The organism is Rhizobium sp. USDA 3886, assembly GCF_056279785.1.
The window spans coordinates 1,687,958-1,713,051 of record NZ_JBWCDC010000003.1 but is presented as its reverse complement, the minus strand read 5'-3'; the positions used below and the strand labels follow the sequence as shown (position 1 = coordinate 1,713,051).

The following is a 25,094-nucleotide window of genomic DNA, read 5'->3' as shown; positions in this document are numbered from 1 at the left end:
CGTCGATGGGCCGGGGGCTTTTGAGGTGAGGATGGCAATCGCCGATTGCGGTTTCGTCTTCTTAGCGACCGTCTGTGTTCTCTTCCGCTTTGACGAGGCCTTCGCGAAGATGTTGAACATCGGATTCCTGAGCGTAGTGCATCGTCGCAAGAAATGCTTCTATGTCAAACTGTGGGGCAAGCGCTCTAACTTTCTTCAGATGACCTGCCGCAGCGAGTCCATCACCGAGCCAGCCGTAGCATGCAGCGACGAAGGCGTGCTGGACGTGATCCATAGCTGATAGATGCATGAATGCTTCGATCGCCTCGCCGTATTGATGCGCAGCAAAATGTGATTTTGCGAGGTGGCTCCAAAACCGCTCGGGGTGATGCGGATTGAGCCGCATTGCCTTGCGGATCCATTCTATCCCCTCTTCGGGCCGCCCTAGCCACGTCAACAGCTCGCCTTGCTGAACCACGACTAAGTCGTAATTCGGATTGAGGCAAAGCGCGCGCTCCTGGTGATACCGCGCTGTGGTCAGGGCATTGTTGTTCACATTCACCGCAGCTAAGATTCGGTGGACGTCCGCGTCGTTGTCATCCAGCGCCAGCGCCCGATCTAGCGCGGCAACGATCTCATCCCAAACAGCATCCTTGTCTTCGCACCAGCCGTTGACCCAAGCTTGGCCTAGAATGCACGCTCGCCACGCGTGGGCGTGGGCATAACCTGGGTCAAGCGTGACCGCCCTGTCTATGAGCAGCTGCGCCTGCTGGTTGTCCAACGCAGTGCTCCTGTGATGCAGCACCTTGGCGGCAAGCGCGCACTCATATGCGGCCATGTTCGCCGGTTTTGTTCGTTCGAGCTGGTCGCGTTGGGCTGCTTCGACGCGACCGGGCAAAGTGGCCACGATCGCTCCGGTCACCTCATCCTGTATGGCGAATATGTCGTCAAGCTTGCGATCGTACTTGTCGGCCCAGATATGGGCATCGTTGACTGCATCGATGAGCTGGACGGTCACACGCACCCTGTCGCCTATCTTGCGAACACTTCCCTCCACCAAGTACCGGGCGCCAAGCTTTTCCGCGACTTCTCGTGCGTTCACAGGGTGGTTTTTATAGACAAAGCTCGAGTTGCGCGAGATGACGAACAGCTCGTGACGGCGGGAAAGTTCAGTGATGATGTCTTCAGTAAGACCGTCGGCGAAAAACTCCTGATCGGGATCGCCGCTCATGTTGATAAATGGCAGCACAACGATTGAAGGTTTCGCGACATACCGTTTCGCATCCAGGGCATCCGACTGGGCGGGCAGGGCAGATACCTCGAGCCCGATACGAAAGAGATGAACCGGGCGGCTTATGTTCTTGAGCGTCTTCTCCCCCAAATCCTCGATGGCGACTTCGAGCCGGTCAACAATTTGTGTCGCTACTGCCGCCGTGATGCAGACGCCGCCGACGTCGGCCAATTGCTCGATCCGAGAAGCAATATTCACACCGTCGCCGAAAACATCCTGATCGTCAAAAATAATGTCGCCGAGATTGATCCCGATCCTGAATTCGATCCGCCGATCTTGCGGCACGTCCGAATTGCGCCGCTTCATGCGCTGCTGGATCTCCACGGCGCACTTCACTGCATCGGAGACACTCTGGAATTCGACAAGCATGCCATCGCCCGTCGTCTTGATGATGTGACCCTTGTTCTTGGCAATCGCGGGGTCAATCAGCTCGATTCGATGGGTTTTCAAGCGAGCAAGCGTGCCGGCTTCATCGGTCTCCATCAGCCGGCTGTAGCCTGCCATGTCCGCCGCCATGATCGCGGCTAGTCTCTGTTCCATGCCATTTGCCAATAAACAAGAATGACGTTTTTCCGCGAGAAGCGCTAACCCAGAGCGTGATCACCTCCCGGTTAGGGCGCCCGACATTTAATTTTACCGCACCGCAAGGAAATCGACTATCTAAATTAGCAATTGCTTTAGATATAGATTCTGATGAAGATGCGATGGCAATCCCGATTGCCCACTCCCGCGTTCTTGGCAACAGCTACGCGATCCCGGTGGCGAGCGCGAACGGTGACCATTCGGCAAAGTCGTAGCGGACCGGCAGTGCGTCGGCCCGCCAGATAATGCGGCGCGGACGGAAACGCCAGTAGCGTTCGGGTCCTTCAAGAGGCCTGCCGAAAGGGTGATCGAACAAGAGCTCGGCCTCGCTTGTCATCTGCAGGAAATCACCCGCGGCTCGGCGTCGAAGCGTATGGACGAGGTCGGGCGCCGGTCGGCTCAAGATCGTGCTTGCGGATTACGAGCGTGAGCCGGTACCGATCCACATCGTGCACTCGGAAGGGCACATGGTTTCCGCCCGGGTACGTGCCTTCGTGGATTTCGCGGCCGAACGCTTGCGCCACCGCGCGGGCGTGAATGCTGAGCTTCCGGAAAGCGATGAAGTCGTTGGAACGCGTGCGGCGCCAGTCCGCGGTAGGCTCGTTGCGCAGACGGCAGCGCTGGCGCGATGAGGTCTCTTATAATTCGAGGCGCTTGAAAGCTTCCGCAGGCGCATCGTTTGATCGCATCCGGGCCTTCATCAGCTCAAGCATCCGCAGTTCCAGCGCTGGATTCTCAAGGGGCGCCTCTTGTCCGGGATCGGTCGCCAGATCATAGAGACGCGTTTGCTTTTCAAGCAGCGCTCCAGGCCCGTAGTTGTTGAACATCGGCGATCGTTCGGTCACCGGTACCCGCAGCAGAGGAACATCCTTGGTCCACGAAAACGGCTTGGCTAACGTCGCCCGCGATAGTTCTTCCGGCGTGAATGGTCTCGTTATGTGCGTAGGCATAACCGTATACTGATAGAGATCCTGTTTCAGAGGATCGGCTGGAAACCTATGGTAGGTATAACGGCCATCGGTTACGTTGACCGCGCCGCCAAAATAGCCAAAGATAACGGCATCCTTGGAATTCGGCTTCAGCAGCGACTCCCCTTCTGTTTCAGGAGGGGCATCTACACCGAAGATATCGAGAAATGTCGGCCCGACGTCGATCGACTGGGTTAGCCGGTCGATCCTTCCAGCACCAGGTCTACGCGGATCATGGATGAACAAGGGGATGTGTACGATCTCCTCGTACATGTTCATACGGTTCTTGGCCCAGAAATCGTGCTCTCCGAGAAGAAACCCGTGATCAGTTGTGACGATCAGGGTCGTGTCTTTCCACATATCGTGCGTATCGAAGTCGTCGAGCAACTGGCCGAGCAGAAAGTCGCACAGCGACACGATTGCGTAGTAGTTTGCTCTCAGTTCATCAGCTTCCTCCGGCAGCTCCTCAAGTCGTCCATAGCGAGGCCAGTCACGGATCGGCCCGTTCCATCCGGTTCTGAAGGGTTCCTTGAAGCGCTCCGGCGCGAAAAAAGGTTCGTGCGGATCGAATGTTTCGATCTGGAGTAGCCAGTCGTCGGCCTTTCGATTGAGATCGAGAAACTCCAAACCATGCGCAAAGCACTGTACGGAGGGAAAGTCCTTTTCCTGCTTGATGAACTCTCGATTGATCATGTATGGCCCATACTTGCTGATCGGGCCGCCGCCGGCCTGTGCTTCGTGATATTTCTCCCGAAGGCGCTCCCAATGAGGCTGCACCATTGCCTTCCACGGATCCGACTCCTGACCTCGCACGAACTCGAACGTCGAATACCGATTGTGATAAGTCGCACCGCCGTCTTCCCAATAATGGTAGTGATCTGTGACCAGGTGGCTATGCACGCCCTTCTCCTTGAGAAGCTCGGGAAAGGCATTGTCAAACGGTTCGAGTGGCCCCCAACTGCGATGCAGGAAAGTCAGACGTCCTGTCAGAAGATCCCGCCGTGCGGGCATGCAGGGCAGCGAGCCCACATAATGCTTGTCATAGACCATCGAGCGTCCGGCGAGGCGATCAAAATTTGGCGTTGGTATTCGAGATCCGCCGTAGCAGCCAAGCATATGGCGATTGAGGGAATCGAAGAGAACAAAGACGGTCTTCATTGGCAATCTCCCCTTATGCGGTCGCTCCACCGACAGGTGTTGTCGGCGCGCCTGTCGCGGCGCCTAGAAGTCTGATCGGTCCGCCATTGGCGCCAGGCCCTCGATCTCCAGGATGAATTCGAATTCCCGGGCAAGCCCTGGCGAATAGGCGACGACAGGGCCGCCTTCGGACAGAAGCGCCGACAAGGCAGGCATGACGACCTTCGCGCCCGCTTCGAAAGCGATCAACGCGCCCGCGAGCATGTCCCATGCGTTCAGATGCCGCTCGTAATAGAGGTCGGCGGCACCCTCTGCGACACGCAGAAGGTCGATCGCCGCCGCGCCCATGCGGCGGTAATCCATGCCGCGCTCATGCAGGCGCCGGGAAACGGCAAGGTGTTCGTCGAAGCTCGTCTTGCGCGAATGGCCGAGGATGCAAATGGCATTGGCCGGATCGTTCGTCGCTGCGGCAAGAATGAGCGCCCCCTCGCGAAAGGCGCCCCTGCCGCGGATCGCCGAGACAACGGAATCCTTGGCGGCGTCGTAAACGACGCCGATCTCCAGGCGGCCTTCGGCGCAGAAGGCGATCGATACGCCCCAGTGGCGGAAGCCGCGGATGTAGTTCGTCGTGCCGTCGATCGGGTCGACCACCCAGGTTCCGGCGCTGCCGGCTCGGCCGCCGGTTTCCTCCCCCATGAAGGTGTCCTGCGGGAACCGCGCAAGCAGCCCGTCGCGAATGGCCCGCTCGGCATTGCGGTCGGCGACGGTGACGAAATCCTGCAGGCCCTTGTTCTCGACCTTCAATCCCGAACCCATTTCCATGCGGAAGCGGGCTGCCTCGCGGCCGACGCGACGGGCGATCTCTATCGCAGCCGCGGCACGGGCCTCAAGGACGGAGGAATCGAATGCGGAACTCATCAGGCAGTCCTTCTCTTGATCAGCGAAACGGGCGTGAATTCTACGCGCGCCATCATGCCAGGCTTGGCCATCCGGCTGATCAGCAGGCCGATGGCCCGTTCGGCCTGCAGGTCGCAGGGCTGGCGGATGGTGGTGAGGTCATAGGCGGCCCAGCTCGCCTGGGGTATATCATCATGGCCGATCACGCGCGTGGCGGGCACATCTTCGCGGCCACGGCCCGACATCAGCCGGTCGATCACGCCGCAGGCCATGTAGTCGTTGGCGCAGAAGACGCCATCGATACCGAAGGAGGCAAGCTCGGATGCCGCCTCGAAGCCGCTTCGATAGTCATTCATGGCGACTGTGAATAGCTGTGCCTCGAGGCCGCGCTCACGGCAGCGCGCAAGAAAGTCCTCGCTGCGGCGGCGTGCCGTGTAGGAGACGGCGGACGCGGCAATCGCGGCGAGGCGCTTGGCGCCTTGATCGATCAGGTGGTCGGCGGCCAGATGTCCAGCGCTGCGGTCATCGGAAATGATACGGTCGACGAAGGGAATGTCGTCGCCCTTGTTAATCAACACGATCGGTACGCCCTCGGCCGCACACTGCTCGCAGATCTCCGTCGGTGGCGCGTCCGATGTCACGATAACGCCGGAGACGGCATAATGCAGAAGGTGGCCGATGACGGTCGACGTATCCGCCTCCTTCGAGGTCGGCAGCAGGATTGGACGGAAATTGCGGGAAATGAGCGTGCGCGCGAGATGCTCGATCTGAAGGGTGCGGAACGGATTGTCGAGCCCGGCCGCGACGACGCCGACAAGATCGGAGCGCTTGTTCGTCAGGCCGCGCGCGAGATAGTTGACGCGGTAGCCCAGCTCCTTGGCGGCCTGATAGACCTTTTCGCGGGTCTTCGGGGAGACGCTCGCATCCGGCGTGAAGGCGCGCGATACGGCAGCGCGCGAGACGCCCGCCACGCGCGCCACGTCGAAGGACGTTACTCTGCTTGGTCCTTTATCTCTGTCTGCCAAATTTTCCTTCCCCACCAGACATGGTGCGCATCATGTCCGGCAGATCCGTGCAGATGCCGAGCACCGGTAGCTTCATTATCTCATCGAGGATCGGCCGTCTTTCCTCATGCCACAGAACGATCTCGCGGCCTGCTGAGAAGGCGCGGTCCATCAGCGCCGGCGTGACCAGATCCTGTGGCCGCTCGCCGGCGCGCTCCCAGCAGAGGTGCAGGATGTCGGCACCCGCCTCGTCGCCGACGGCATTCGGATTATCGCCGACGCGAACGAGCACCGAGAGCGGGTAGTCGCAGCCCGCCTCGCGAAGCTCGCGGACCTGTGCGGTGTCGAAGGAGCCGAGGCAGGCGAAGCGCTGGCCCTTTTCCATCAGGTGCTGCCAGCAGCGGAGGCCGCTTCCCGGAGCCTTCAATTCGATGTAGAGCCCGGTTCCGGTCTCACTGCCAAGGGCGGCGACCTCCTCGATGGCCGGTACGTCGACGCCGTCCAGCGCCGCAAGCTCGGTCGCGGTCATCTGCGAAATACGCTTGTCCACGCCGAAGACGCGTTGGAGATGGTCGTCATGGGAGACGACGACGACGCCGTCCTTGGTCAACTGCGTGTCAAGCTCCCACATTTCCGCGCCGAGTTCCGCCGCGAGCCGGAAGGCAGCAAGCGTGTTTTCGCGGGCATGCCCGCTTGCGCCGCGATGGCCGATGCAGAAGGGCAGGGTGCCTTTGTCTTTGGGCCAGCCGAAGCGTTCGAAGAAAGACGTAAAGTCGCGCTGCATCAAAGCCTCCGTCCGTTTTCGTCGAAAACGAGCACGTTGCGGCTGTCGATTGCCCAGGTGACCTCGTCGCCGATCCTGATGTCGTGGCGGACCGGCTGGACGGAGCGCAGCAGCGGTCCTTGGGCAAGCTGTACGTCATAGAGGTTTTCACGGCCTTGCGTTTCGGCGAAGTTCACGATGCCTGTGACCGGCACGTCACCCGCCGGATTGTAGTGCTCCGGCCGCACGCCGAGCATCAGCTTTGTCCCGTCGGCGGCGGCGGCCGAAACGGGAAGCGGAATCCTGATTTGGCTGCCTGGGATGGAGAAGAAACCTTCTGCCGCCACGCCGTGCAGGAAGGTGATTGGCGGATTTCCAAGGAAGCTGGCGACGAAGGCAGTGCGCGGGTCGTTATACATCTCCGCCGGTGTGGCGATCTGTACGATCACACCTTCTTTCATGATGGCGATGCGATCGCACATGCTCATGGCTTCCACCTGGTCGTGGGTGACCAGGATCGCGGTGATGCCCGTCTCGCGCTGGATGCGGCGGATTTCCGAACGCATCTCCAGCCGCAGCTTTGCGTCGAGATTGGCGAGCGGTTCGTCGAGAAGCAGGACGTCCGGCTTGCGGATCAACGCCCGGGCGAGTGCCACGCGCTGCTGCTGTCCCCCCGAAAGCTCGGAGGGGCGGCGGCCCATCAGGTTGCCTATCTGCACGAGAGCGGCGATGCGGTCGGCTTCCCTGCCGATATCGGCCGAGGCCATTCCCTTGACCTTCAGCGGAAAGCCGATGTTTTCGGCAACCGTCATGTGCGGATAGAGCGCGTAGGACTGGAAGACGACGCCAACATTGCGCACCTGGCTTGGGAGATCCGTCACATCGCGGTCGCCGAAGAGGATGCGGCCGCCGGTCGGGCGATGGATGCCGCAGACGGCGAAAAGCGTCGTCGACTTGCCGCAGCCCGAAGGGCCGAGCAGGGCCAGCATCTCGCCATGCGCCACTTCCAGGTTCATGTTTTCGATAACCTTGGTAGCGCCGAAGCTCTTCGAGAAGTTGTCGAGGAGGATACGCATCAGCCTTTGCTCCCGCCACCGTAGATATTCATGAGATATTTGTGGAAGAAGCCGTAAAGCAAAAGCACCGGGATCACGTAGAAAACGCCCACCGCCTTAAAGGTGCCGAAGTCGAAATTGTTGTCGTCGGCAATCAGCGCCGAAAGATAGACCGACAATACCTGCACCTGACTGCCCGGCGCCAAGACCTGCGGCAGGATGAATTCCCCCCAGCTCGAAAGGAAGGAGAAAAGCCCCAGCGCCATAATCGCGGGGCGCACCTGCGGCAGCACGAGGCTGCGCCAGACGCGGAAGCGCGAGGCGCCGTCGACGACGCCTGCCATCTCTATCTCCCAGGGCACGCTGTCGTAGAAGCCTTTCATCAGCCATATGCCGAGCGGCAGGTCGATCGCAGCCTTCACAAGGATGACACCGATCAATGAATTATAAAGGCCGACCATCTGCAGCACGATGAAGATCGCGATGATGAGCGTAACCGACGGGAAGGCGTGCAGCACCATGACCCCCGCAAGGAAGAAGCCGCGGGCGGGCACGTTCAATCGCGACAGCACATAGCCGGCCATGGAGGAGACGAGGAGTACGACGGTGGTCGTGCTCGCCGTGAAGATCAGCGTGTTCAGCGTCACCAGCCAGATATTCGGCTTTCCAGGCGGGGTCTGCCAGAGGAATGTCCAGTGCCGCAGGGTGAGCGTATCCGGCATCAGAGCCGCCGGTTGCTTGTCGGTGATCGTATCGATGAAGAGATAGGCGTACATGAGCAACAGCGGCAGGCTGACGATGGTGAGCGCCAGGATGACCGGCCAGATGCGGTAGTTTGCCGAGGGTTGCGATTTCTCCGCCATGATCAGTCCTCGATGAGCGGCCGCGCAACCAGCGTGGCGTATTTGAAGACGCGCAGGTAGGCGAGCGACAGGATGATGCCGATGATCACGAGGACCAACGCCATGGCGGCGCCGAGGCCATACTCCAGATTGCCCGCATAGTTGTTGAGGGCCGTGTGATAGGCGGCAAGCGACCAGACTTCGGTCGCCTTGCCCGGCCCGCCGCGGGTCGAAAGCAGGATTTCGTTGAAGGAGGCAAGCAACGATAGCGTTTGATAACAGGTGACGAAGAGGATCGGCCAGCGCATCTGCGGCAGGATAATGTAGCGGATCTGCTGCCAGCGGCTGGCGCCATCCACCTCGCTTGCGAAGAACTGGCTTTTCGGGATCGCCCTCAGCGCCGAGGAAAAGACCAGCATGCCCATCGAGGCGCCGATGAAGCCATTGATCAGCACGACGAAGAGCCAGGCGTTGTAGGCGTTGTCTAGAAGGTAGTTCTTCGGAGCGTAGCCGAACTTGCCCATGAAGGTGGAGATGAAGCCCGTATCCCAGGCGAGCCATTTCCACATCAGCACATAGATGACGACGGGCGTGATGCGGGGCAGGAGCCAGATGGACCGGAAAATCGTTGCCGGCGCGTCGGGCATGTAGTGCGTCCAGATCGCCAGCAGCATGGCGTAGCTCGTGTTGAAAAGCATGAGGACAAGGGCGACGTAGAGCAATGTGTTGAAAAGGACCTGCGCCATGTCAGGCGAAGAGGCGATGCGCGAGAAGTTCTCTGTCGTCCAGCTCCAGCCGGTATAGGTCGCGTCGGCGAGGCTTTCCTTCTGTTCCGGCGTTATCTTGAAGCCGAGCTTGTCGAGCGAGGCGAAGAGCTCCTCCTTGCTCGAAAAGCGCAGATTGGCAACGGAGCGGTTGAACTGTTCGGAGATTTGCTTGACCTCCCGGGTCGACGGCCGGTCGTTGAGCCCCTTGATCACGCGCTCGGCTTCACGGCGGGAAGGGAAGACCTCACCGAGATGGTTTTCGCGTAGTTCCGTGGCGATACCGGGCTCAAGCTCGAGGCGCTCGACGCCCTTGATGCCCGCCTCGTCGATCACGTAGCGGGGTTCGGTAAGCTGCTGCACGACCTCCGGCATTTCCTCCTTGAGCGCAATGAGCGCGTTCGGGACGATCTGGTAGGCGCCGCCCGAAATGCCCGTGGCGGTCGACATGCTCGTGAAGGAAAAGACGGCGGTCAACACCACCGGCATCAGGAAGAACAGCACGATCATGATCGCGGCAGGCGCGATCATTATGAGCCCGAGCGTTCTCGACGTTCTCATGAAAGTCTCCGCAAAAGGTCCGGGCGGGTAAGACCGCCCGGAGGCTTGCCTGCGCTTAGCGGATGACGATCTTGTCGCCGAGCGTGCTCTTCAGCTCGCCTTCGACGTCGTTGACGGCGGCATCGACGCTCTTGGCACCCGTCCATGAGGCCTCAAGGCCCTTCCACATGATGTTCCAGTAGGTGCCGAAGTCGGCATTGTTTGGCATCGCGTTGGCGTAGGGCAGAAGACGTTCGGTGGCTTCGCGCGTCCAGCGGTCCGATGAGTAAAGCTCGATCTCGGTTTCCGACTTCGAAATGCCGAGATGGGCGGACTTGACCGCATGCAGCACGTTGATGCGCGGCTCAGACGCAATCTTGATCAGCTGGGCAGCAATCTCGGTGTCGTCTTTGTCGTGGCCAGAGGTCATAAGATAGACGAGCGGGTGCGTCAGCGTGTTGGCCTTGCCGCCTTCGCCGGCCGGGATCAGCGTGAAAACGACGTTGCCGAAGAAATCCTTCAGGCCTTCCTGGTTGACGTAGCGGGCGTAATGCCAGGTACCGCCGTGCCAGATTCCGGCCTTGCCAGACGCCACTTCCTTCCACCACTGGTCGGCAGGCATCCCGATATGGTTCTTCTTGGTAACGCCCTGCTTCACGGCGTCGGCGAAGAACTGGTACGCGCGCTGCATCGCAGCCTTGTCGAAGACGAGCTTGCCGTCTTCTTCCATCGTGCCGCCGAAGCTCGTGTAGAACTGCCAGAAGTCCGGACCGTTTGTGTAGCGGGGATAGAAGCCATAGCCGGCCTGCACGAGGCCCTTGTCCTGCATCTTCTTGGCGTCTTGCAGCAGGCTCTGCATCGTGTAGCTGCCGTCCTGGACCTTCTCGGGTAGCGCCTCGAGATCAGCATCGCTATAGCCGATCGCCTTCATGTGCGGCTTCCAGAAGAACATCGGCCGGGACTCGGCATCCTGCGGAATGCCGTAGACCATGCCGTTGAAGGAGGCAATGTCCATCAGGTTTTCGTAGATGTTGTTAAGCGGCCACGAGTCGAGGTCAACATAGTCCTCGATCGGCACGACCAGGCCGGATTGTGCCCAGGGGCCGATGTCCTCGTGGCCGGTGACGACGATGTTCGGAGCGGTCTTGGCCTCGGCGGCAAGCGTCATCGCCTGCTTGAAGTCCTCCCAGCCGCTATAGGCCTTTTTCTCGACCTTGATCTTAAGGTCTTCGCCCTTGATTGCGGCTTCCCGCTGAAGCTGCTCGGCTGCAATGTCGATCGCGTCGAGGCGATAGACGTCATTCGGGCCTGTGCCGCCGGCCCAGACTGTAACGGTCAGGTCCTTGGCAAAGGAGAGGGCGCTGGTCGAGGCCAGGATGGCAGCAGCGACGCTCATGCACTTCAATGTCGGCAGAATAGTCATCTCTTCATCTCCCCAGAGATAGATGTGAGCCTCTTGGCGGGCCATCACCATTGCTGACGGCCGCCCGGAGGTCCCATGAAAAGCGCGAACGGATTCCGCTCTAAGGGGCTTGCGTAACGACCGAGTGACAAAATTGAGCACGTGTACAAAAATTATTATGAACCGGTCGAAAAACATTGCAAGCACCGTTTTTCGGCACAACGACTGCGGCTTCAAAGGTCGAAAACACGGTCTCGTAGCGCAAGACGAGCAGGGGTCGCACAAAGACCAGAAGGAAACGGCTGGCCAATCATCGGCGCCACGCGTTCTTGTCTGTTATCTACGCGAAGAACCGTCGCTGCGGATCGGCAGAAATGCCGTTTTGCTAGTTCAACTGCCCCCAAGCCGGATTCCAGCGGACACCTTCTGTGAGTTCGACGAAGATGAGTGTGTCCGGGGCCTCCCGATGCTTGTTGTCAGCTATGAGAAATGCATCGTTGACCTGCAGTTCTTCGCTTGAAAATACCGTGTCGTGCTGACCGGGCTCCGTAACCTTTCTGATGAACCCTCGGATTTGATCGCCGGAGCGGTAGAACTTGATGACGATCGAACCGGCGGCAGCCTGGCCTTCCTTGTATCGGTAATAGGTCCGCATCTCATTCTCCTCCTTCGATAAAAGAACCCAATCGCGCTGCGGATGTTCCAGCCATCCGGCCGCCTTGTGGCAGTAGCGATTTGGTGTCCTTCGCGATGAAGCGCCAGCCATTGTTCGACATCACCTGTTTGATCTGAAGATGGCAACGAGTCCCGACGCCAGCACTGCCAGCAAGAACAGATGAAACGCATGGTCGACTGTTGTTTGCGGGCCAATCCCGATGGCGATGGTGAAGGCCCCGATCAAGGTCCCCAAAAGCGCGAAGACCTGGACGGCAAGGGCGGTCACGCGCGCTGAAGCCGGCCGGATGAGGCGTGCGAATAGGCCAAACACCAAAACCGCCGCGATCACGCCCTCGGCTGTCGCTGCCCGCCAGTGCTCGTAACCGCCAAAGAGAAGGCCCGCGTGAACCAGCGATGCGGCGGCAAACAGGAAGGCCTCGAAGGCGAGAAGCATTTCCACTAAGGAGTTCATTGGCATACCTTCTGTGACCCCCAGCTCATGCTTCTTTCTCGGGTTCGTGCATCGCGCTATCGGCCCTCTGCGGTTTCCAATCCTTATCGAAGCGGGCAACAGGTGGTACGGCTATTTCTCGCACAGGCGCCGATCGCCATAATATGGTTGGTACGTACAGTCGGAAGCGCGGAAAGAACGATAGCTGCGAGAGCATGCGGTGATATTGCAGGACGGAGCGGCATTCTCCTCGCTGGTCATCATTCCCGTATTTGGATCGATCTGCGGTGCAGGCTCAGCCATGGCCGCCTGCATGAATTCCCGCCAGATGCGAGCCGGAAGTGCCCCGCCCGTGACACCCTTCATCGGCGCGTCATCGTCGTTGCCGACCCAGACCCCGGCGACCAAGGGCTCTGTAAACCCGACGAACCAAGCGTCGCGGTTGTCTTGACTGGTGCCTGTCTTGCCGGCCGCAAACATGCCGGGATCGGCGTCGCGGCCAGTCCCACGCTCGACCACCAACTGCAGTAACGCCAGAAGGTCCGGCTGATACGGCGAGAGGTCGATAGACGCCGTCACTTGCGGCCCCACTCGGAAGCCTCTGGGCTGGCCCGATGCCTGAAATTCGATAACGCCCCACGGCTCAACGGGCGCCCGCCCTAAGCGGACCGATGCGTAGGCACCGGTCAAATCGAGCAAGCTTACCTCCGAGGCGCCAAGCGACAAGGCGGGCGCCGTCGTCAGGGTTGCGTTGATGCCGAGCTCCTTGGCTGCCGCAGCGACACTGTCCAAACCCACCTCCTGCGCAAGGGCGGCAGTGGCGGCATTCAACGAGCGAGCAAAGGCCTCCGCCAGCGTCACCCAACCTCGGTAAGCGCCCCCGGAATTTTGCGGCAACCACCCGTTGATTTCGATAGGTGCGTCGAGCACCTGATCCGACAGGGCCAGCCCCTTCTTCAACGCAGCGTAATAAACGAACAGCTTGAATGTGGAGCCGGGCTGACGCATCGCCGTGACGGCTCGGTTGAACTGACTGGTCTTGTAGTCGCGCCCGCCGACCATTGCGACAACCGCGCCATCGGGCGTCATGGCGACCAGTGCTGCCTGCGATGCGCCGCGCGCCTTTCCTTCTTCATCGAGAACCCGCTTCACCACCCGTTCGGCAATTTCCTGCAGGCGCGGAACCAAGGTCGTGCGTACTCTCGTCGAGCCCGGAGAAGTGCCTGCGATCTCGCTCGCTTGTGCCGAAACCCAATCGGCGAACCAGCTGCCTGAGCGTGGCGTCGGCGTTGTCGGGTGCAGTTCGGCGAATTCATTCTTGGCGGCGCCGGCTTCCTGCTGCGTAAGCTTGCCATTGGTGACCATGGCGTCGAGCACCGTTGCCGTGCGTTGACGTGCGGCCTCGAAATTGTCGATTGGGTTCAACTGGCTCGGAGCCTTCAGCAGACCTGCCAGCATCGCCGATTCTGGAACATCGAGCGCACCGATATCCTTGTTGAAATAGATCCGTGCTGCTGCCGGCATTCCCGTAGCGCCGGAACCGAGGTAGACCGAATTCAGGTACCGCGTCAGGATCTCCTGCTTGCCGAGCTTCCATTCCAGCCAGAATGCGATCACCAGTTCCTGGATCTTTCGCTTCAGCGTTCGGTCGCTTTCGAGATACTGCAGCTTGATCAACTGCTGTGTGATCGTGCTTCCACCCTGGACGATCGAGCCTGCCTCAAAGTTCCGGATTAGAGCGCGCGCAATTCCTTTCGGGTCGATGCCGTGATGATCCATGAACCGGCGGTCCTCGATTGAAAGCACGGCATTCACAAGATGTGGAGGGAATTGCTCGTAACCTGCATAAGGTCCTTGATACGGCCCCTGCCGGACAAGAGGCCCGCCGTCCGCCGTTTCCAATACGATGACCGGCTTCATGGAACCGTCAGCGATCTCTTGCCACGGCACATCCTTCAAGGCCCAAGTCAAAACGCCGGCCACGATCAGGAAACCGAATAACGGAACGAGTGCGAGCAGCACCCTCCATGATCGCAGTTTCAGGGGATTGACCTGCCTTCTGCCGGTCATTCCCGCTCGGATCGCCGCCATGCGGGACTGCGCCTTGGAAGAAAGCGCTGCAAATGCGGACACCCGCGGAAACCTCTTATTTGATGTCCGAGCTCGAAGCGTCTGGTGTCTTTCATTGATGGCTTCAATGCCACCTCTGATCGAGGCCTGGCTGCTTCGCAAAGCAGCGCGGAAGTCATGACGGAGGGCGGCCATCAGGTCCTGAATGGCTCGCGCGCTTTGTCCAAAAGGCGAGGGAGGGGCCGCGGTCCTTTTGGACTGTTCTGGCAGTGATGATGATCCGGATGATCCCTCGTGATCGCCACTTGTTTCTTCAGCGCCCTTAGCCGGAAATCCTTCGACCTTCGGCGGATGCGCAGATCCGGCGGCGGTGCGATCACCAGTTTGCTTTGAGCTGCCAGTTTCTTTTGAATTGTCTGCGGTGTTTGCCATTTCTTACCGGCTGATGGGTTTGCCGAAGCAATTAGAGCGCCATGAAGCAGCGGAAAGACAATTAAGCGGCGCTGCTCCCGAGCCATTGCAGAATATAGACCCGGTTCTGCAATTCGACGCGGCGCATGTTCTCACATCCGAAGCCAGCCTTTTCGTGGCAGAGCAGTGCAAATTCAACTGCGCATGCCGAGAGCGAGGATGGGCTCACCAACGAACAGTTCCTGTTCGGCGGAGAGACGACCGACGGAAGGAAGAACTACACTATTCTGGAAGCCGAGGGGCAAGGGCACTATGTCGGCGTTCTCTTCAGCGTCTATTCCCGCCGGCGCTCCGGCGTCTGGGACTGGTACGGCGAAGGAGACGACATGATCTTCATCGACGGCGAACCGGGGCTCTCCGTATCAGATACCGTGCGCAAGCCGGATCCGCGCATCGGGCCGAAGGCCGCACTCATCGAGCCGCGCGGCGAAAGCACGCCCGGCGCCAACGATGCCTGGCCAGCGACGCTGCACGGGACCGGCACGGAAGACTATTTCAACACCGCCTGGTGCCCGACGCAAGAATACAGCGGGCCCTATCACGGTATCATCGCAGCCGGCGGGCCGAACTGGACCGAACCCGTCACGCTCTACCGCTGGCATATCGAAGATCCGGCGATTTTCCAAAAAAGCATTCGCGTCACCATCGAGCACGGCCATGCAAACCGCCGATCGGACGATATTTCCTCGGTCGCGTTTTGGTACCAGGCAGAGCCTCACAAGCCCTTCGAGAAGCTCGCCTGCGTCGCAGATCGCCTTCCCACCTTCCGTCTCCCCTACCAGAACTGGGAGACCGCGGCAAAGAAAGCGAGCGCTACGTGAATGAGACCAGCAGTAAAAGCGCTGCTCCGGCCGCGATCATGGCGACACCCAGCCAGTTCCTCGTCAGTCCCAGAAATCGAACGCCTTGTCCCCTGGGTTCCAATGTCCGCTCGCTAAGGGATGATCGGTGAGGATCGCTGAGGGGCCGCCGGCCGAGTGCCTCCCGACACAGGAGAAGTATGCCGCACATGACGAAAATAGCACCAATCAAGATTGTCCACACGGTCTCCTCCTCTTGATCCCACTTCGTAAAGAACCAAACTTCCATAGGTCGTAACTGTTCCTCTGTTTCCTGAGAGGCCCCTCGTGAGTTTCAGACCGCCGCGATCGCTTTCGGATCCGCCGAGCACTGCACTCAACCCCTTGGAGTACGAACTCGCCTCGGAGCGGGCCGATGCACTTGGCCGCCAAGGCCGCAAAGTCGAAGCGGCACTTGCGAAGCTTGCCGCCTCGTCGGAGAACGATCATCGCATAGCTGATCGGGAAAGCCTCCTTGAGGAGGCCTCGGAAGCGGTCTGGGCATTGTTCATTCAGCGGGAGGTCTGCGGGCTCCGCAATAACCGGGACGTCATCGCGCGGTATGGGATTCCCGGCGAAGTTCTTGCGCGGATCGGCGCTATTCGCCGATGAGCTTCTCAGGCTGGCCTCCGTCCGACAGCGCGAGTGCCTTCAAGGCGAACCTGTCTCCCGCCACGAAAGAACCGACAGGGTCGTGAAACATAGTGCGACAAACACAATGATTGTGTTTGCGGCATGAGAATACTCCCACTGCCGCCTGAACGTTTCCCAGTTTTCGGGAGCTGTCGTCCAATTGTTCGTCGCCTGATTGGCAGGAAGCGTCCAAAGAAAGAATACAGCAAACATGAGGGCAAAACAGAGCGCGGCAGCCACGGCAAGCCAGAATGGCCATTTCTGCGAACGAACAACGACAGCGAGCAGCGCATTCATGACGAGCGCAGCAGGCCAAAGCAACCCAAAATTGCCCATCCATAATAGATGGCTTGAACGGTGAAATATTCGGATTGCGGCAGCGCGATCTTGTTGGGCAGGGCCGCCAAATGTGCTCCTGACGGGACAAGTGCAAGCGCTGAAATGGTAATGGCGAGAAAGTGAACGGCGCCGACGGTCATTGCCAATGCCTCTTTTTGTGCAAACTTGCTCTGCAAACAAAAGTTCCGGGCGAAAAACGGTTAGTGGCGCGTTGCGTCAATGGCAGCGGTAGACAGCCAGCGTTGGCGGATTTCACTATTCGATTGACACCATAAGAGCCGCCGTTCAGTTTCTGCACCGATGAAGCCGGGCGCCAAATGCGCTTCCTCACGCATTAAAAACCATGAAAAGGCCAAGACATGACCATCACTCTTTCCGGCAAGACCGTTCTCATCACAGCGGCGGCCCAAGGCATCGGGCGTGCCAGCGCGATTGCCTTTCAGAACGCTGGGGCCAAGGTTCATGCGACAGATATCAATACGGATGCACTGGCAACTCTTGCCGCCGAGACCGGGGTGTCGGCACACAAGCTGAACGTGCTCGACGAGGAGGCCGTGAAGGCATTGGTCGCTGAAATCGGCGCGGTCGACGTGCTCTTCAACTGCGCCGGTTTCGTTCATGCCGGATCCATTCTGGAAATGAAGGATTCCGATCTGGAATTCGCTTTCGACCTCAACGTCAAGGCGATGATCCGCACGATCCGCGCCGTGCTTCCCGGCATGCTGGAGCGGAAGGACGGCTCAATCATCAACATGGCTTCGGTCGCCTCCAGCATCAAGGGCGTGCCGAACCGCTTTGCCTATGGCGTCACCAAGGCGGCGGTGATCGGCCTTACGAAATCGGTTGCCGCCGATTACGTTTCGAACGGCATCCGCTGCAACGCCATTTGCCCCGGAACCGTCGAGAGCCCCTCGCTGCAGGACCGCATGCGCGCGCAGGGGGACTACGACGCAGCACGGGCCGCCTTTATTTCCCGCCAGCCGATGGGCCGCCTCGGCACGCCGGAAGAAATTGCCGATCTTGCCGTCTATCTCGCCGGTGCTACCTATACCAGCGGACAGGCCTTCGCCATCGACGGCGGCTGGACGATCTGACTGCCCGGCCAGTTCGGGAGGAGCCCATGACCCGCATAACCGGCATTCGTGTTTCCGATCTTCGTTTTCCGACCTCGCAAAGCCTCGACGGCTCCGATGCTATGAACCCGGATCCCGATTATTCAGCGGCTTACGTCATTCTGGATACGGATGAGCCAGGGCTTTCGGGCCACGGGCTCACCTTCACGATCGGCCGCGGCAATGACATCTGCTGCATGGCGATAAAGGCGATGGCGCATCTGGTTGTCGGCGCGGACCTTGCCGACGTCCTCGCCCAGCCGGGAAAATTCTGGCGGCATCTGACGAGCGACAGCCAGCTTCGCTGGATCGGTCCGGAGAAGGGGGCCATCCATTTGGCGACGGGCGCCGTTGTCAACGCGGTCTGGGATCTTCTCGCCAAGCAGGCGGGAAAGCCTGTGTGGCGGCTGGTTGCGGAGATGAGCCCCGAGGAAATCGCTGACATCGTCGACTATCGCTACCTGACCGACGTGCTGACGCGCGACGAGGCGGTTACGATCCTAAGGAGTGCCGAGGTCGGAAAGACAGAACGGATCGCGACGCTCGAAAAGGAAGGTTACGCCTGCTATACGACGTCTGCCGGCTGGCTCGGATATGACGACGCAAAGCTGCGCCGCCTTTGCCAGGAGGCAATCGATGCCGGCTTCAACCACGTGAAGATGAAGGTCGGCCGCGATCTTGAAGACGATATCCGCCGGCTGCGCATTGCCCGCGAGGTGATTGGCCCGGATCGTTACCTGATGATCGATGCCAATCAGGTCTGGGAGGTCGGACAGGCGATCGGCTGGGTGAAGGAACTCGCTTTTGCCAAACCCTATTTCATCGAGGAACCGACAAGTCCCGACGACGTCGCCGGACACCGGAAGATCCGCGATGCCATCGGCCCGGTCAAGGTGGCAACCGGCGAGATGTGCCAGAACCGCATCATGTTCAAGCAGTTCATCGCCGAAGGCGCGATTGACATCGTTCAGATCGATTCCTGCCGCATGGGCGGCCTGAACGAGGTTCTGGCCGTGCTGCTGCTCGCCGCCAAATACCGTCTGCCAGTCTGGCCGCACGCCGGCGGCGTCGGTCTTTGCGAGTATGTACAGCACCTGTCGATGATTGACTATCTCGCGGTGTCCGCGACCAAGGACGGGCGCGTGATCGAATATGTCGACCATCTGCACGAACACTTCCTCGACCCGTGCGTGATCAGGGACGCGGCCTATATGCCGCCGTCAAAACCAGGTTTTTCGATTGAAATGAAGGCGCAGTCGATCGCCGACTACACCTTCAAGAGTTGATATCTCAGGCGGCACGCTGCTCCGTGCCCTGGATGGCGGCAAGCTTCCAGTCGCTGCCGGTCTTGCGCACAAAGGTCCAGATCTCGGTGCTCTCGCTCGGCTGGCGATCGTCACCGGAAACGACATGGCCGCTGTCACGGTCGACCATTGCGTCGATTGACGAATAGCGCATGGCAAGCGTTGCATAGTCTTGACCATTCTCGCGCCAGGCTTCGGCGATATCGCCCTGCAGAAGCTTGACGTCCGAGACGCGGTTGCGCACGCCGTTTGTGGCATTCTCGCCAAGCTCTTCGGCAAGATAGGACATCGCTTCGGGCGTCGTCAGCTTGCGAAGCGTATTATAGTCCTCGGCGCCATAGGCGGTCTGCACCTTGGTCAGCAGTTCCTCGAACTGGTCGAGATCGGCCTGTGCCAGCCCGATTTCGTCGCTCGGCCGGTCGGCGCGAGGCTGCTGTTGCTGTTGATAACCCGCAGTGCCTGAGCCGATCGCCGGAATGCGAAACGACGAATTGCTGGACGAATTGCTGTTTGACGACATGTTGCTGGACATGTTGTTAAAGGATTGACCGCGGCCTCCTGCCGCACCGTAGGACGGCTGGCGGCGATTGGCGAAGAAGCGCATGGCAAGCATGACCGCGCCACCGATCAGGGCGATCTGCAGCAGCATGCCAAGAAAACCGAAGCCGCCGCCGAAGCCATGGCCGAGCAGCATGCCGAGCAGGCCGCCTGCAATCAGGCCGCCGATCATCGAACGGCCAAAGCCGCCAAAGAGGCCGCCCGGACGCTGGGCATTAAGAGGCTGCTGAGCGGTAGCGGGCGTCTGCTGGCGCGGCGTCATCGTCCGTTCCATGGGTGCAGCCGGTGCGGGCGCGGTGCGCGTGACCGGCGGCGCGTCGAATGTGCGCGTTCCGCGGCTGCCGAATCCGCCGAAACCTCCGGCGCGGCGCGCCTCGGCATCGCTATAGGCAGCAAAAACGGAAGCGCTCGTCAGAACGGCTATCGCCGCTATCTTGGCAAAACGCGAAACGGCACTCGGCATCTTATCTCCTGTCATGCACAACCACGGCATGTTTGTGAGGTAATATAGGTATTCTGTTGATGATGTGAAGTTGGCGAGCCGAGTTATTGGCAGACATCGACCCATTTGGCACGGGTAAGTTCGGCCAGCCGTTCCGTCGGGATGCGCACCGCCGAATTCGTGGAACCGGCGGCCGGCACGACTTCGTCGAAACGCTTCAGAGAAACATCGCAATAGACCGGGATCGGCGCGGGCAATCCAAAGGGGCAAACGCCCCCGACCGGATGGCCTGTAACCTCCAGGACTTCCTCCGGTCCGAGCATGCGGCCCTTGCCGCCGAAAGCATCCTTGAATTTCCGGTTGTCGAGGCGGGCAGTGCCGCTTGCAACAACCAGCATGGTTTCGTTCCCGACCCTGAGGCAGATCGTCTTGGCGATCTGTGCCGGCTCGACGCCGTGCGCTTCGGCCGCAAGTGCCACCGTCGAAGAACTTTCGGCGGTTTCGACGATTTCGATGTCAGGCGCATGTGCGCTGAAAAACGCGCGGACGGATTCGAAGCTCATGGGCGTACGCTATCCAGGAAGATCGGGTTTTTGAAAAAAAAGCCTCCGAACCGTATCCGATGCTTGAGGAATTTCAATCGGATTTCGTATATCGCTGCACTTGCCGTCCCGACGCTTTTCTGACCTTCTTTGTCGCGCGGAGAGACGTTTGAGGAGGAGACGATGCGGCGCGTCGATTGCCATATGCATTTCTGGACACTGGCGATGGAGCCTTACTATTCGCTCTGGATGTCGCCGGGTGACAAGGTGCTTTATCGCGACTACGGGCCGCGCGACGTGGTTCCGTTGATGGAGAAGAATAACGTCGAGGGCGTTGTCGTCGTATCCGCAGCGTCTTCCGTTCATGAGACCGGCTACCTTCTCGGCCTTGCCGACGGGCGGGACTTCATCAAGGGCGTCGTTGCGTGGCTCGATCTTCTTTCGCCGACGGCCGCAGCCGACCTTGCCCGTTGGGCACGCTTTGCGAAGCTGAAGGGCATCCGTCCCTATCTGCAGGATCTGCCCGAAGACGATTGGATATTGAAGAAAGAGCTCAAGCCGGCCTTCCGGGCCATGCTCGACCTCGGGCTCCGGTTCGACGCCTTGATCAAGCCGCGGCATATCCTCAACACGATCCGGTTCATCGAGCGCTACCCCGATCTGCCGGTGATCGTCGACCACATGGCCAAGCCTGAAATCGGAAGCGGCAGCTTCGAGCCCTGGCTGCGGGATATGGAACGCTTCCGCGATCTTCGCCATGTCCATTGCAAGATCTCCGGCATCGTGACCGAAGATGGTCCGGATTGGACGCCGGAACGCCTTCAGCCCTATCTCGAGGCGGTCTTCGAAATCTTCGGTCCCGATCGCCTTGTTTTCGGCAGCGATTGGCCGGTCGTCAATCTGGTCGCGGACTACAGCCGCTGGATCGAAACGCTTGGCCATGCCATGAAGAACCTGCCGCCCGCCGACCAGCAAAAGATCTGGGCATCGAACGGCGAGCGCTTCTACGGGCTTTGACAGGCTCGAAGATGACGCTTATCTCGCGGTGCGATGGCTTCCGTGCCCGGTTTGCCTCTTGCTAATCGCTCCCGTTTTCGGTACGAAAACTTGAGTATTGCAAGAAGGTTTAATCGTGACCCCACCGGCGCGGGATCGGATATGACATTTCAACCGCGGATGCAGAACAGGATCGAAGGCTTTTCCGTTGTCGGCGGGATGAACCGCCGGAATTGGAACGGCATCGTCGCAGACGTGTGGGATGTCGAGTGTGCGCCTTACGCGGGCGGCTATTATGTCGCCAGCGACCCACGGCTTTTCATTCTTCTCGACTTGCGCGGTGCCGGCAATTCCAAGGTCAAGCTGGCGCCGAAGAGCAGCGGTGCCGTGCAGGATACGGCGCGGCGGCCGATCTCCTATGTTCCGGCAGGCATGGAGATTTGGGCCGATCTCGTCGAAGTGCAGTTCGTCCGACATCTGGACATCCATTTCGACGCTGAGATCGTCGGCCGTCGGCTGATGGAAGATATCGATCCGAAGCGCTTGAACGACGCGCGGCTGCTCTTTCACGACGAGCGCGTTCTGACGCTGGCAAATCTGATTGCCGCCGAATGCATCAATCCCGAGCCGCTGCATGATCTTTACGGCGACGGGCTCTGCCTGTCGCTGATCATCGACGTGATGAAGCTGACGAAAGCGCCAGCCCGCAAACGAAGCAAGCTTGCGAGCTGGCAGCTCCGCCGCGTCACGGAATTCATTGAACAGAATTGCCTTCGCAATATCAGGCTGGAAGAGCTTGCAAATCTCACCGGCCTGTCGCAATCGCATTTTAGCCATGCCTTCAAAGCGTCGACCGGCATTGCGCCCCACCAGTGGCAGACGAATGCGCGGCTAGACAGAGCCAAACAATTGCTTTCACAGGGCGAATTCACGCTTCCGGCGATCGCCGCCGAGACCGGCTTTTCCGATCAGGCGCATTTCACACGTGTCTTCCGCAAGAATGTGGGCACCACGCCGGCCCATTGGAAAAAGGGGCACGTTGCCTGAAAACAACGCCCTGCGGGCATTTGTGTGCAGTGCGAAATTTTGCCCAAAAACATTCAAATTCCACCGAATGTGACAATCCACACCCTTAAATTTGAGTTAAACGCTCATCTTATCAAAAAGGGCATTGGCTGCGGGATCCAAAGCTTCGCGGTGCAAGTGGGGTAAACGAATATGCGTGGGCAGACCAAGGGGCTTATCTTCAAGGCGCAGCTATTGACCGGCGTTACCGCCATCGGGCTGGCAGCCGCGATGCCGGCAAGGGCGCAGGAAGCAATCGAACTGAAACCGGTCGTTATCCAGGGCGAGGCCGGAAGTGGTGACTCGGAGGCAACCGCGACGAGCCCGGTGAAAGGTTATGTCGCAAAGCGCTCTGCGACGGGTTCCAAGTCGGACACGCCTTTGAATGAGATACCGCAGTCCGTCTCGGTTGTCGGGACTGAGGAAATGAACGACCGCGGTGTCGTGAACAAGGTGGATGAGGCACTGCGCTATACTCCGGGCGTAACCACTCAACCTTTCGGCACCGACGGCGACACCGACTGGTTCTACATCCGTGGCTTCGACGCGACACAGACAGGCGTCTTCCTCGATAACCTCACGCTCTTCAGTTACGGTTTCGGCGGATTCCAGCTCGATCCGTTCATGCTGGAGCGCGTCGAGGTATTGAAAGGCCCGGCGTCTGTTCTTTACGGAGGCGCCAATCCCGGCGGCATCGTCAATCTCGTCCGCAAGCGACCGCTGCACGAGCCGCTTTTTTATACCGACACCGGCATCAACAGTAATGGCAATGCCTTCACCGGTCTCGATATCTCCGACAAGGTCGGCTCCAGCGAGACGATGACCTACCGCATCACCGGCAAGGTTGCCGGCGGCGACAATTATTCGGATTTCTCGGAGGACCTGCGCGGCTTCATCATGCCGCAGATCACCGTCTCGCCGGATGCTTCCACCCGCTTTAACGCCTGGGCCTACCTTTCCGGTCTCGACCAAGTGCACACCGGCAACGGTTTCTTCCCTTATGTTGGCACGGTTGAGGACGCGCCCTTCGGCAAGATCGACCGTGACGCTTTTTACGGCGAGCCGAAAATCGACGACGGCAGCTATGTGCAGAAGATGATTGGTTACGAGTTTGAGCACGAATTCGACAACGGCATCAAATTCTCGCAAAATTTCCGTTACGGCCACCTCGATAAGCATGAACTCGGCCCATATCTCAATGGCTGGGTCGGCGGCGTACCGACCGGACCGGATTACCTGCTCGCCCGCATCGGCTTCGAGGGCCGCTCGGCCGTCGATACATTTGCGATCGACAACCGGCTTGAGGGCGAAGGAGAACTCGGCGGCGCGACGCACAATCTGCTCGCAGGCGTCGACTATAAATATTACAGGTTGGATCATATTCAGAAGTGGCCGACCTGGCCGATTACCGCAACGCCGATCAGCGCGACGGACCCAATCTACGGGCTGCCGCAGCCGGCAAATGGCGTTGGGATCGATCAAGTCGTGACTCAGAAGCAGATCGGCGTCTATGCTCAGGACCGCATCCATTTCGGCGACGGTTGGCTGCTGACGCTGAATGGCCGCTATGACTACGTCGATACCAATTCGGATGCTGTCGTTGGAACCACCTATGCATCGAACGATAGCGCCGTTAGCGGCCGCGTAGGCCTTGCTTATGAATTCGAAAATGGTCTGACGCCTTATTTCAGCGCGGCAACTTTCTTCAACCCGCTGATCGGCACCGGCGTTTCCGGGCCGCTCAAGCCGGAAGAAGGCCAGCAGTTCGAGAGTGGCATAAAATACGAGCCGACTTTCATTGATGGCTCATTGACTGCATCGCTCTTCCATATAACCAAGCGGAACAACACAGTCAGCAACCCGGTGACCTTCGCTCAGACCCAGCTCGGCAAAGTCGAGTCGCGCGGCGCCGAACTCGAAGGCAAGGTCAACGTCAACGAGAACTGGAAGGTGCTCGGTTCCGTCGCCTACACTGACACAGAAGTCCTCGAAAACGCGGGCAACCCCGCACTCGTCGGCAAGTCGCTCTATGTCGTGCCCAAGGTTACCGCTTCGCTCTGGGTCGATTATACGTTGACGACCGGTGCCTTCGAAGGTGTGAGCTTCGGCGCCGGCGTTCGCCATCAGGGCTCGTCCTGGGCGGATGAGACCAATACCAAAAAAGTTCCCGCCGCGACGGTCTTCGATGCAGCGATCCGCTACGAGAAGGAAAATTGGGGCGCCTCTCTCAACGTCGCCAACATATTCGACAAGGAATATGTCACGGCTTGCCGAGGGCTGACGGTCTGCGGCTACGGCGATGCGCGCACGATCACCTTCAAGCTCAGCAAGAAGTGGTAAGTTGACAATCGAAGTATAGTTTTGCAGGAAACGCGAGGCGGGAGGGTATTT

23 protein-coding genes and 2 pseudogenes are annotated in these 25,094 nt (G+C 59.5%); 8 read left to right on the top strand and 17 right to left on the bottom strand.

Going from position 1 to position 25,094, the window contains the following annotated elements; all coding sequences use genetic code 11:
* Positions 1-61: 61 nt before the first annotated feature.
* Together ACZ9BX_RS31125 and ACZ9BX_RS31120 are read right to left on the bottom strand one after the other, a co-directional pair.
* A complete protein-coding gene (locus tag ACZ9BX_RS31125; protein WP_476222123.1) occupies positions 62-1,810 on the bottom strand; it encodes an adenylate/guanylate cyclase domain-containing protein in 1,749 nt (582 codons plus the stop codon).
* Positions 1,811-2,015: 205 nt separating this feature from the next.
* A pseudogene (locus tag ACZ9BX_RS31120) lies at positions 2,016-2,210 on the bottom strand (flavin-nucleotide-binding protein); the annotation flags it as partial.
* 31 nt (positions 2,211-2,241) lie between these two features.
* Here ACZ9BX_RS31120 and ACZ9BX_RS31115 point away from each other — a divergent pair.
* Positions 2,242-2,400, top strand: a pseudogene (locus ACZ9BX_RS31115) (LysR family transcriptional regulator); the annotation flags it as partial.
* A 90-nt stretch (positions 2,401-2,490) separates the two neighbouring features.
* Here ACZ9BX_RS31115 and ACZ9BX_RS31110 read toward each other — a convergent pair.
* From ACZ9BX_RS31110 to ACZ9BX_RS31060, 11 genes are all read right to left on the bottom strand, one after another.
* The gene (locus tag ACZ9BX_RS31110; RefSeq protein WP_476222122.1) at positions 2,491-3,978 is read right to left on the bottom strand and encodes a sulfatase; all 1,488 of its coding nucleotides are present in this window, start codon (positions 3,976-3,978) and stop codon (positions 2,491-2,493) included.
* A 63-nt stretch (positions 3,979-4,041) separates the two neighbouring features.
* The gene (locus ACZ9BX_RS31105; RefSeq protein ID WP_476222121.1) at positions 4,042-4,875 is read right to left on the bottom strand and encodes an inositol monophosphatase family protein; all 834 of its coding nucleotides are present in this window, start codon (positions 4,873-4,875) and stop codon (positions 4,042-4,044) included.
* Positions 4,875-5,879 carry a LacI family DNA-binding transcriptional regulator gene (locus ACZ9BX_RS31100; protein WP_476222120.1) on the bottom strand — a complete coding sequence of 335 codons (1,005 nt, stop codon included), beginning with the start codon at positions 5,877-5,879 and terminating at the stop codon, positions 4,875-4,877. Before ACZ9BX_RS31100 ends, ACZ9BX_RS31105 begins: the two co-directional genes overlap by 1 nt.
* Complete coding sequence (locus ACZ9BX_RS31095) at positions 5,863-6,642, bottom strand: glycerophosphodiester phosphodiesterase (RefSeq protein WP_100771021.1); 780 nt, start codon at positions 6,640-6,642, stop codon at positions 5,863-5,865. Before ACZ9BX_RS31095 ends, ACZ9BX_RS31100 begins: the two co-directional genes overlap by 17 nt.
* Entirely contained in the window at positions 6,642-7,697 is a 1,056-nt protein-coding gene (locus tag ACZ9BX_RS31090) for an ABC transporter ATP-binding protein (protein WP_476222119.1), read from the bottom strand. The genes ACZ9BX_RS31095 and ACZ9BX_RS31090 overlap by 1 nt, the downstream gene beginning before the upstream one ends.
* Positions 7,697-8,539 carry a carbohydrate ABC transporter permease gene (locus tag ACZ9BX_RS31085; RefSeq protein ID WP_476222118.1) on the bottom strand — a complete coding sequence of 281 codons (843 nt, stop codon included), beginning with the start codon at positions 8,537-8,539 and terminating at the stop codon, positions 7,697-7,699. Before ACZ9BX_RS31085 ends, ACZ9BX_RS31090 begins: the two co-directional genes overlap by 1 nt.
* A gap of 2 nt (positions 8,540-8,541) precedes the next feature.
* Entirely contained in the window at positions 8,542-9,843 is a 1,302-nt protein-coding gene (locus ACZ9BX_RS31080) for a carbohydrate ABC transporter permease (protein ID WP_476222117.1), read from the bottom strand.
* A 55-nt stretch (positions 9,844-9,898) separates the two neighbouring features.
* Complete coding sequence (locus ACZ9BX_RS31075; protein WP_476222116.1) at positions 9,899-11,245, bottom strand: ABC transporter substrate-binding protein; 1,347 nt, start codon at positions 11,243-11,245, stop codon at positions 9,899-9,901.
* 364 nt (positions 11,246-11,609) lie between these two features.
* Positions 11,610-11,879: a hypothetical protein gene (locus tag ACZ9BX_RS31070; RefSeq protein ID WP_476222115.1), complete on the bottom strand. Its 270-nt coding sequence runs from the start codon at positions 11,877-11,879 to the stop codon at positions 11,610-11,612.
* A 120-nt stretch (positions 11,880-11,999) separates the two neighbouring features.
* Complete coding sequence (locus ACZ9BX_RS31065) at positions 12,000-12,353, bottom strand: hypothetical protein (RefSeq protein WP_476222114.1); 354 nt, start codon at positions 12,351-12,353, stop codon at positions 12,000-12,002.
* A gap of 111 nt (positions 12,354-12,464) precedes the next feature.
* Entirely contained in the window at positions 12,465-14,423 is a 1,959-nt protein-coding gene (locus tag ACZ9BX_RS31060; protein WP_476223094.1) for a PBP1A family penicillin-binding protein, read from the bottom strand.
* Positions 14,424-14,959: 536 nt separating this feature from the next.
* Here ACZ9BX_RS31060 and ACZ9BX_RS31055 point away from each other — a divergent pair.
* Together ACZ9BX_RS31055 and ACZ9BX_RS31050 are read left to right on the top strand one after the other, a co-directional pair.
* Positions 14,960-15,694, top strand: coding sequence for a glycoside hydrolase family 172 protein (locus ACZ9BX_RS31055; RefSeq protein WP_476222113.1), 735 nt, complete (start codon positions 14,960-14,962; stop codon positions 15,692-15,694).
* 306 nt (positions 15,695-16,000) lie between these two features.
* Positions 16,001-16,324 (top strand): DUF6665 family protein, encoded by a 324-nt coding sequence (locus tag ACZ9BX_RS31050; RefSeq protein WP_476222112.1) that lies wholly within the window; start codon positions 16,001-16,003, stop codon positions 16,322-16,324.
* A 39-nt stretch (positions 16,325-16,363) separates the two neighbouring features.
* Here the strand turns inward: ACZ9BX_RS31050 and ACZ9BX_RS31045 are convergent, their stop codons facing one another.
* Together ACZ9BX_RS31045 and ACZ9BX_RS31040 are read right to left on the bottom strand one after the other, a co-directional pair.
* Positions 16,364-16,642 (bottom strand): hypothetical protein, encoded by a 279-nt coding sequence (locus ACZ9BX_RS31045; RefSeq protein WP_476222111.1) that lies wholly within the window; start codon positions 16,640-16,642, stop codon positions 16,364-16,366.
* Complete coding sequence (locus tag ACZ9BX_RS31040) at positions 16,639-16,860, bottom strand: hypothetical protein (RefSeq protein WP_476222110.1); 222 nt, start codon at positions 16,858-16,860, stop codon at positions 16,639-16,641. Before ACZ9BX_RS31040 ends, ACZ9BX_RS31045 begins: the two co-directional genes overlap by 4 nt.
* A 183-nt stretch (positions 16,861-17,043) precedes the next feature.
* Between ACZ9BX_RS31040 and ACZ9BX_RS31035 the strand changes: the two genes are divergently transcribed.
* Positions 17,044-17,778, top strand: coding sequence for an SDR family oxidoreductase (locus ACZ9BX_RS31035; RefSeq protein ID WP_476222109.1), 735 nt, complete (start codon positions 17,044-17,046; stop codon positions 17,776-17,778).
* Between the two features lie 26 nt (positions 17,779-17,804).
* A complete protein-coding gene (locus ACZ9BX_RS31030) occupies positions 17,805-19,082 on the top strand; it encodes an L-fuconate dehydratase (RefSeq protein ID WP_476222108.1) in 1,278 nt (425 codons plus the stop codon).
* A gap of 4 nt (positions 19,083-19,086) precedes the next feature.
* Here the strand turns inward: ACZ9BX_RS31030 and ACZ9BX_RS31025 are convergent, their stop codons facing one another.
* Complete coding sequence (locus ACZ9BX_RS31025) at positions 19,087-20,121, bottom strand: Tim44 domain-containing protein (protein WP_027509601.1); 1,035 nt, start codon at positions 20,119-20,121, stop codon at positions 19,087-19,089.
* Positions 20,122-20,204: 83 nt separating this feature from the next.
* Complete coding sequence (locus tag ACZ9BX_RS31020) at positions 20,205-20,663, bottom strand: YbaK/EbsC family protein (RefSeq protein WP_027509602.1); 459 nt, start codon at positions 20,661-20,663, stop codon at positions 20,205-20,207.
* Positions 20,664-20,825: 162 nt separating this feature from the next.
* Here ACZ9BX_RS31020 and ACZ9BX_RS31015 point away from each other — a divergent pair, with 162 nt between their 5' ends.
* From ACZ9BX_RS31015 to ACZ9BX_RS31005, 3 genes are all read left to right on the top strand, one after another.
* Positions 20,826-21,659 carry an amidohydrolase family protein gene (locus ACZ9BX_RS31015; RefSeq protein ID WP_476222107.1) on the top strand — a complete coding sequence of 278 codons (834 nt, stop codon included), beginning with the start codon at positions 20,826-20,828 and terminating at the stop codon, positions 21,657-21,659.
* A gap of 141 nt (positions 21,660-21,800) precedes the next feature.
* Positions 21,801-22,685: a helix-turn-helix domain-containing protein gene (locus ACZ9BX_RS31010; RefSeq protein WP_476222106.1), complete on the top strand. Its 885-nt coding sequence runs from the start codon at positions 21,801-21,803 to the stop codon at positions 22,683-22,685.
* A gap of 171 nt (positions 22,686-22,856) precedes the next feature.
* The gene (locus ACZ9BX_RS31005) at positions 22,857-25,043 is read left to right on the top strand and encodes a TonB-dependent siderophore receptor (RefSeq protein ID WP_476222105.1); all 2,187 of its coding nucleotides are present in this window, start codon (positions 22,857-22,859) and stop codon (positions 25,041-25,043) included.
* The last annotated feature ends 51 nt before the right edge of the window (positions 25,044-25,094 follow it).

Bases quoted from the DNA above. Each gene is read 5' to 3' on its own strand.
- ACZ9BX_RS31060 (WP_476223094.1), bottom strand. From the start codon at position 14,423: ATGGCGGCGATCCGAGCGGGAATGACCGGCAGAAGGCAGGTCAATCCC.
- ACZ9BX_RS31065 (WP_476222114.1), bottom strand. From the start codon at position 12,353: ATGAACTCCTTAGTGGAAATGCTTCTCGCCTTCGAGGCCTTCCTGTTT.
- ACZ9BX_RS31035 (WP_476222109.1), top strand. From the start codon at position 17,044: ATGACCATCACTCTTTCCGGCAAGACCGTTCTCATCACAGCGGCGGCC.
- ACZ9BX_RS31010 (WP_476222106.1), top strand. From the start codon at position 21,801: ATGACATTTCAACCGCGGATGCAGAACAGGATCGAAGGCTTTTCCGTT.
- ACZ9BX_RS31020 (WP_027509602.1), bottom strand. From the start codon at position 20,663: ATGAGCTTCGAATCCGTCCGCGCGTTTTTCAGCGCACATGCGCCTGAC.
- ACZ9BX_RS31110 (WP_476222122.1), bottom strand. From the start codon at position 3,978: ATGAAGACCGTCTTTGTTCTCTTCGATTCCCTCAATCGCCATATGCTT.
- ACZ9BX_RS31085 (WP_476222118.1), bottom strand. From the start codon at position 8,539: ATGGCGGAGAAATCGCAACCCTCGGCAAACTACCGCATCTGGCCGGTC.
- ACZ9BX_RS31055 (WP_476222113.1), top strand. From the start codon at position 14,960: ATGTTCTCACATCCGAAGCCAGCCTTTTCGTGGCAGAGCAGTGCAAAT.
- ACZ9BX_RS31030 (WP_476222108.1), top strand. From the start codon at position 17,805: ATGACCCGCATAACCGGCATTCGTGTTTCCGATCTTCGTTTTCCGACC.
- ACZ9BX_RS31070 (WP_476222115.1), bottom strand. From the start codon at position 11,879: ATGCGGACCTATTACCGATACAAGGAAGGCCAGGCTGCCGCCGGTTCG.
- ACZ9BX_RS31045 (WP_476222111.1), bottom strand. From the start codon at position 16,642: ATGAATGCGCTGCTCGCTGTCGTTGTTCGTTCGCAGAAATGGCCATTC.
- ACZ9BX_RS31005 (WP_476222105.1), top strand. From the start codon at position 22,857: ATGCGTGGGCAGACCAAGGGGCTTATCTTCAAGGCGCAGCTATTGACC.
- ACZ9BX_RS31090 (WP_476222119.1), bottom strand. From the start codon at position 7,697: ATGCGTATCCTCCTCGACAACTTCTCGAAGAGCTTCGGCGCTACCAAG.
- ACZ9BX_RS31080 (WP_476222117.1), bottom strand. From the start codon at position 9,843: ATGAGAACGTCGAGAACGCTCGGGCTCATAATGATCGCGCCTGCCGCG.
- ACZ9BX_RS31095 (WP_100771021.1), bottom strand. From the start codon at position 6,642: ATGCAGCGCGACTTTACGTCTTTCTTCGAACGCTTCGGCTGGCCCAAA.
- ACZ9BX_RS31075 (WP_476222116.1), bottom strand. From the start codon at position 11,245: ATGACTATTCTGCCGACATTGAAGTGCATGAGCGTCGCTGCTGCCATC.
- ACZ9BX_RS31125 (WP_476222123.1), bottom strand. From the start codon at position 1,810: ATGGAACAGAGACTAGCCGCGATCATGGCGGCGGACATGGCAGGCTAC.
- ACZ9BX_RS31105 (WP_476222121.1), bottom strand. From the start codon at position 4,875: ATGAGTTCCGCATTCGATTCCTCCGTCCTTGAGGCCCGTGCCGCGGCT.
- ACZ9BX_RS31015 (WP_476222107.1), top strand. From the start codon at position 20,826: ATGCGGCGCGTCGATTGCCATATGCATTTCTGGACACTGGCGATGGAG.
- ACZ9BX_RS31025 (WP_027509601.1), bottom strand. From the start codon at position 20,121: ATGCCGAGTGCCGTTTCGCGTTTTGCCAAGATAGCGGCGATAGCCGTT.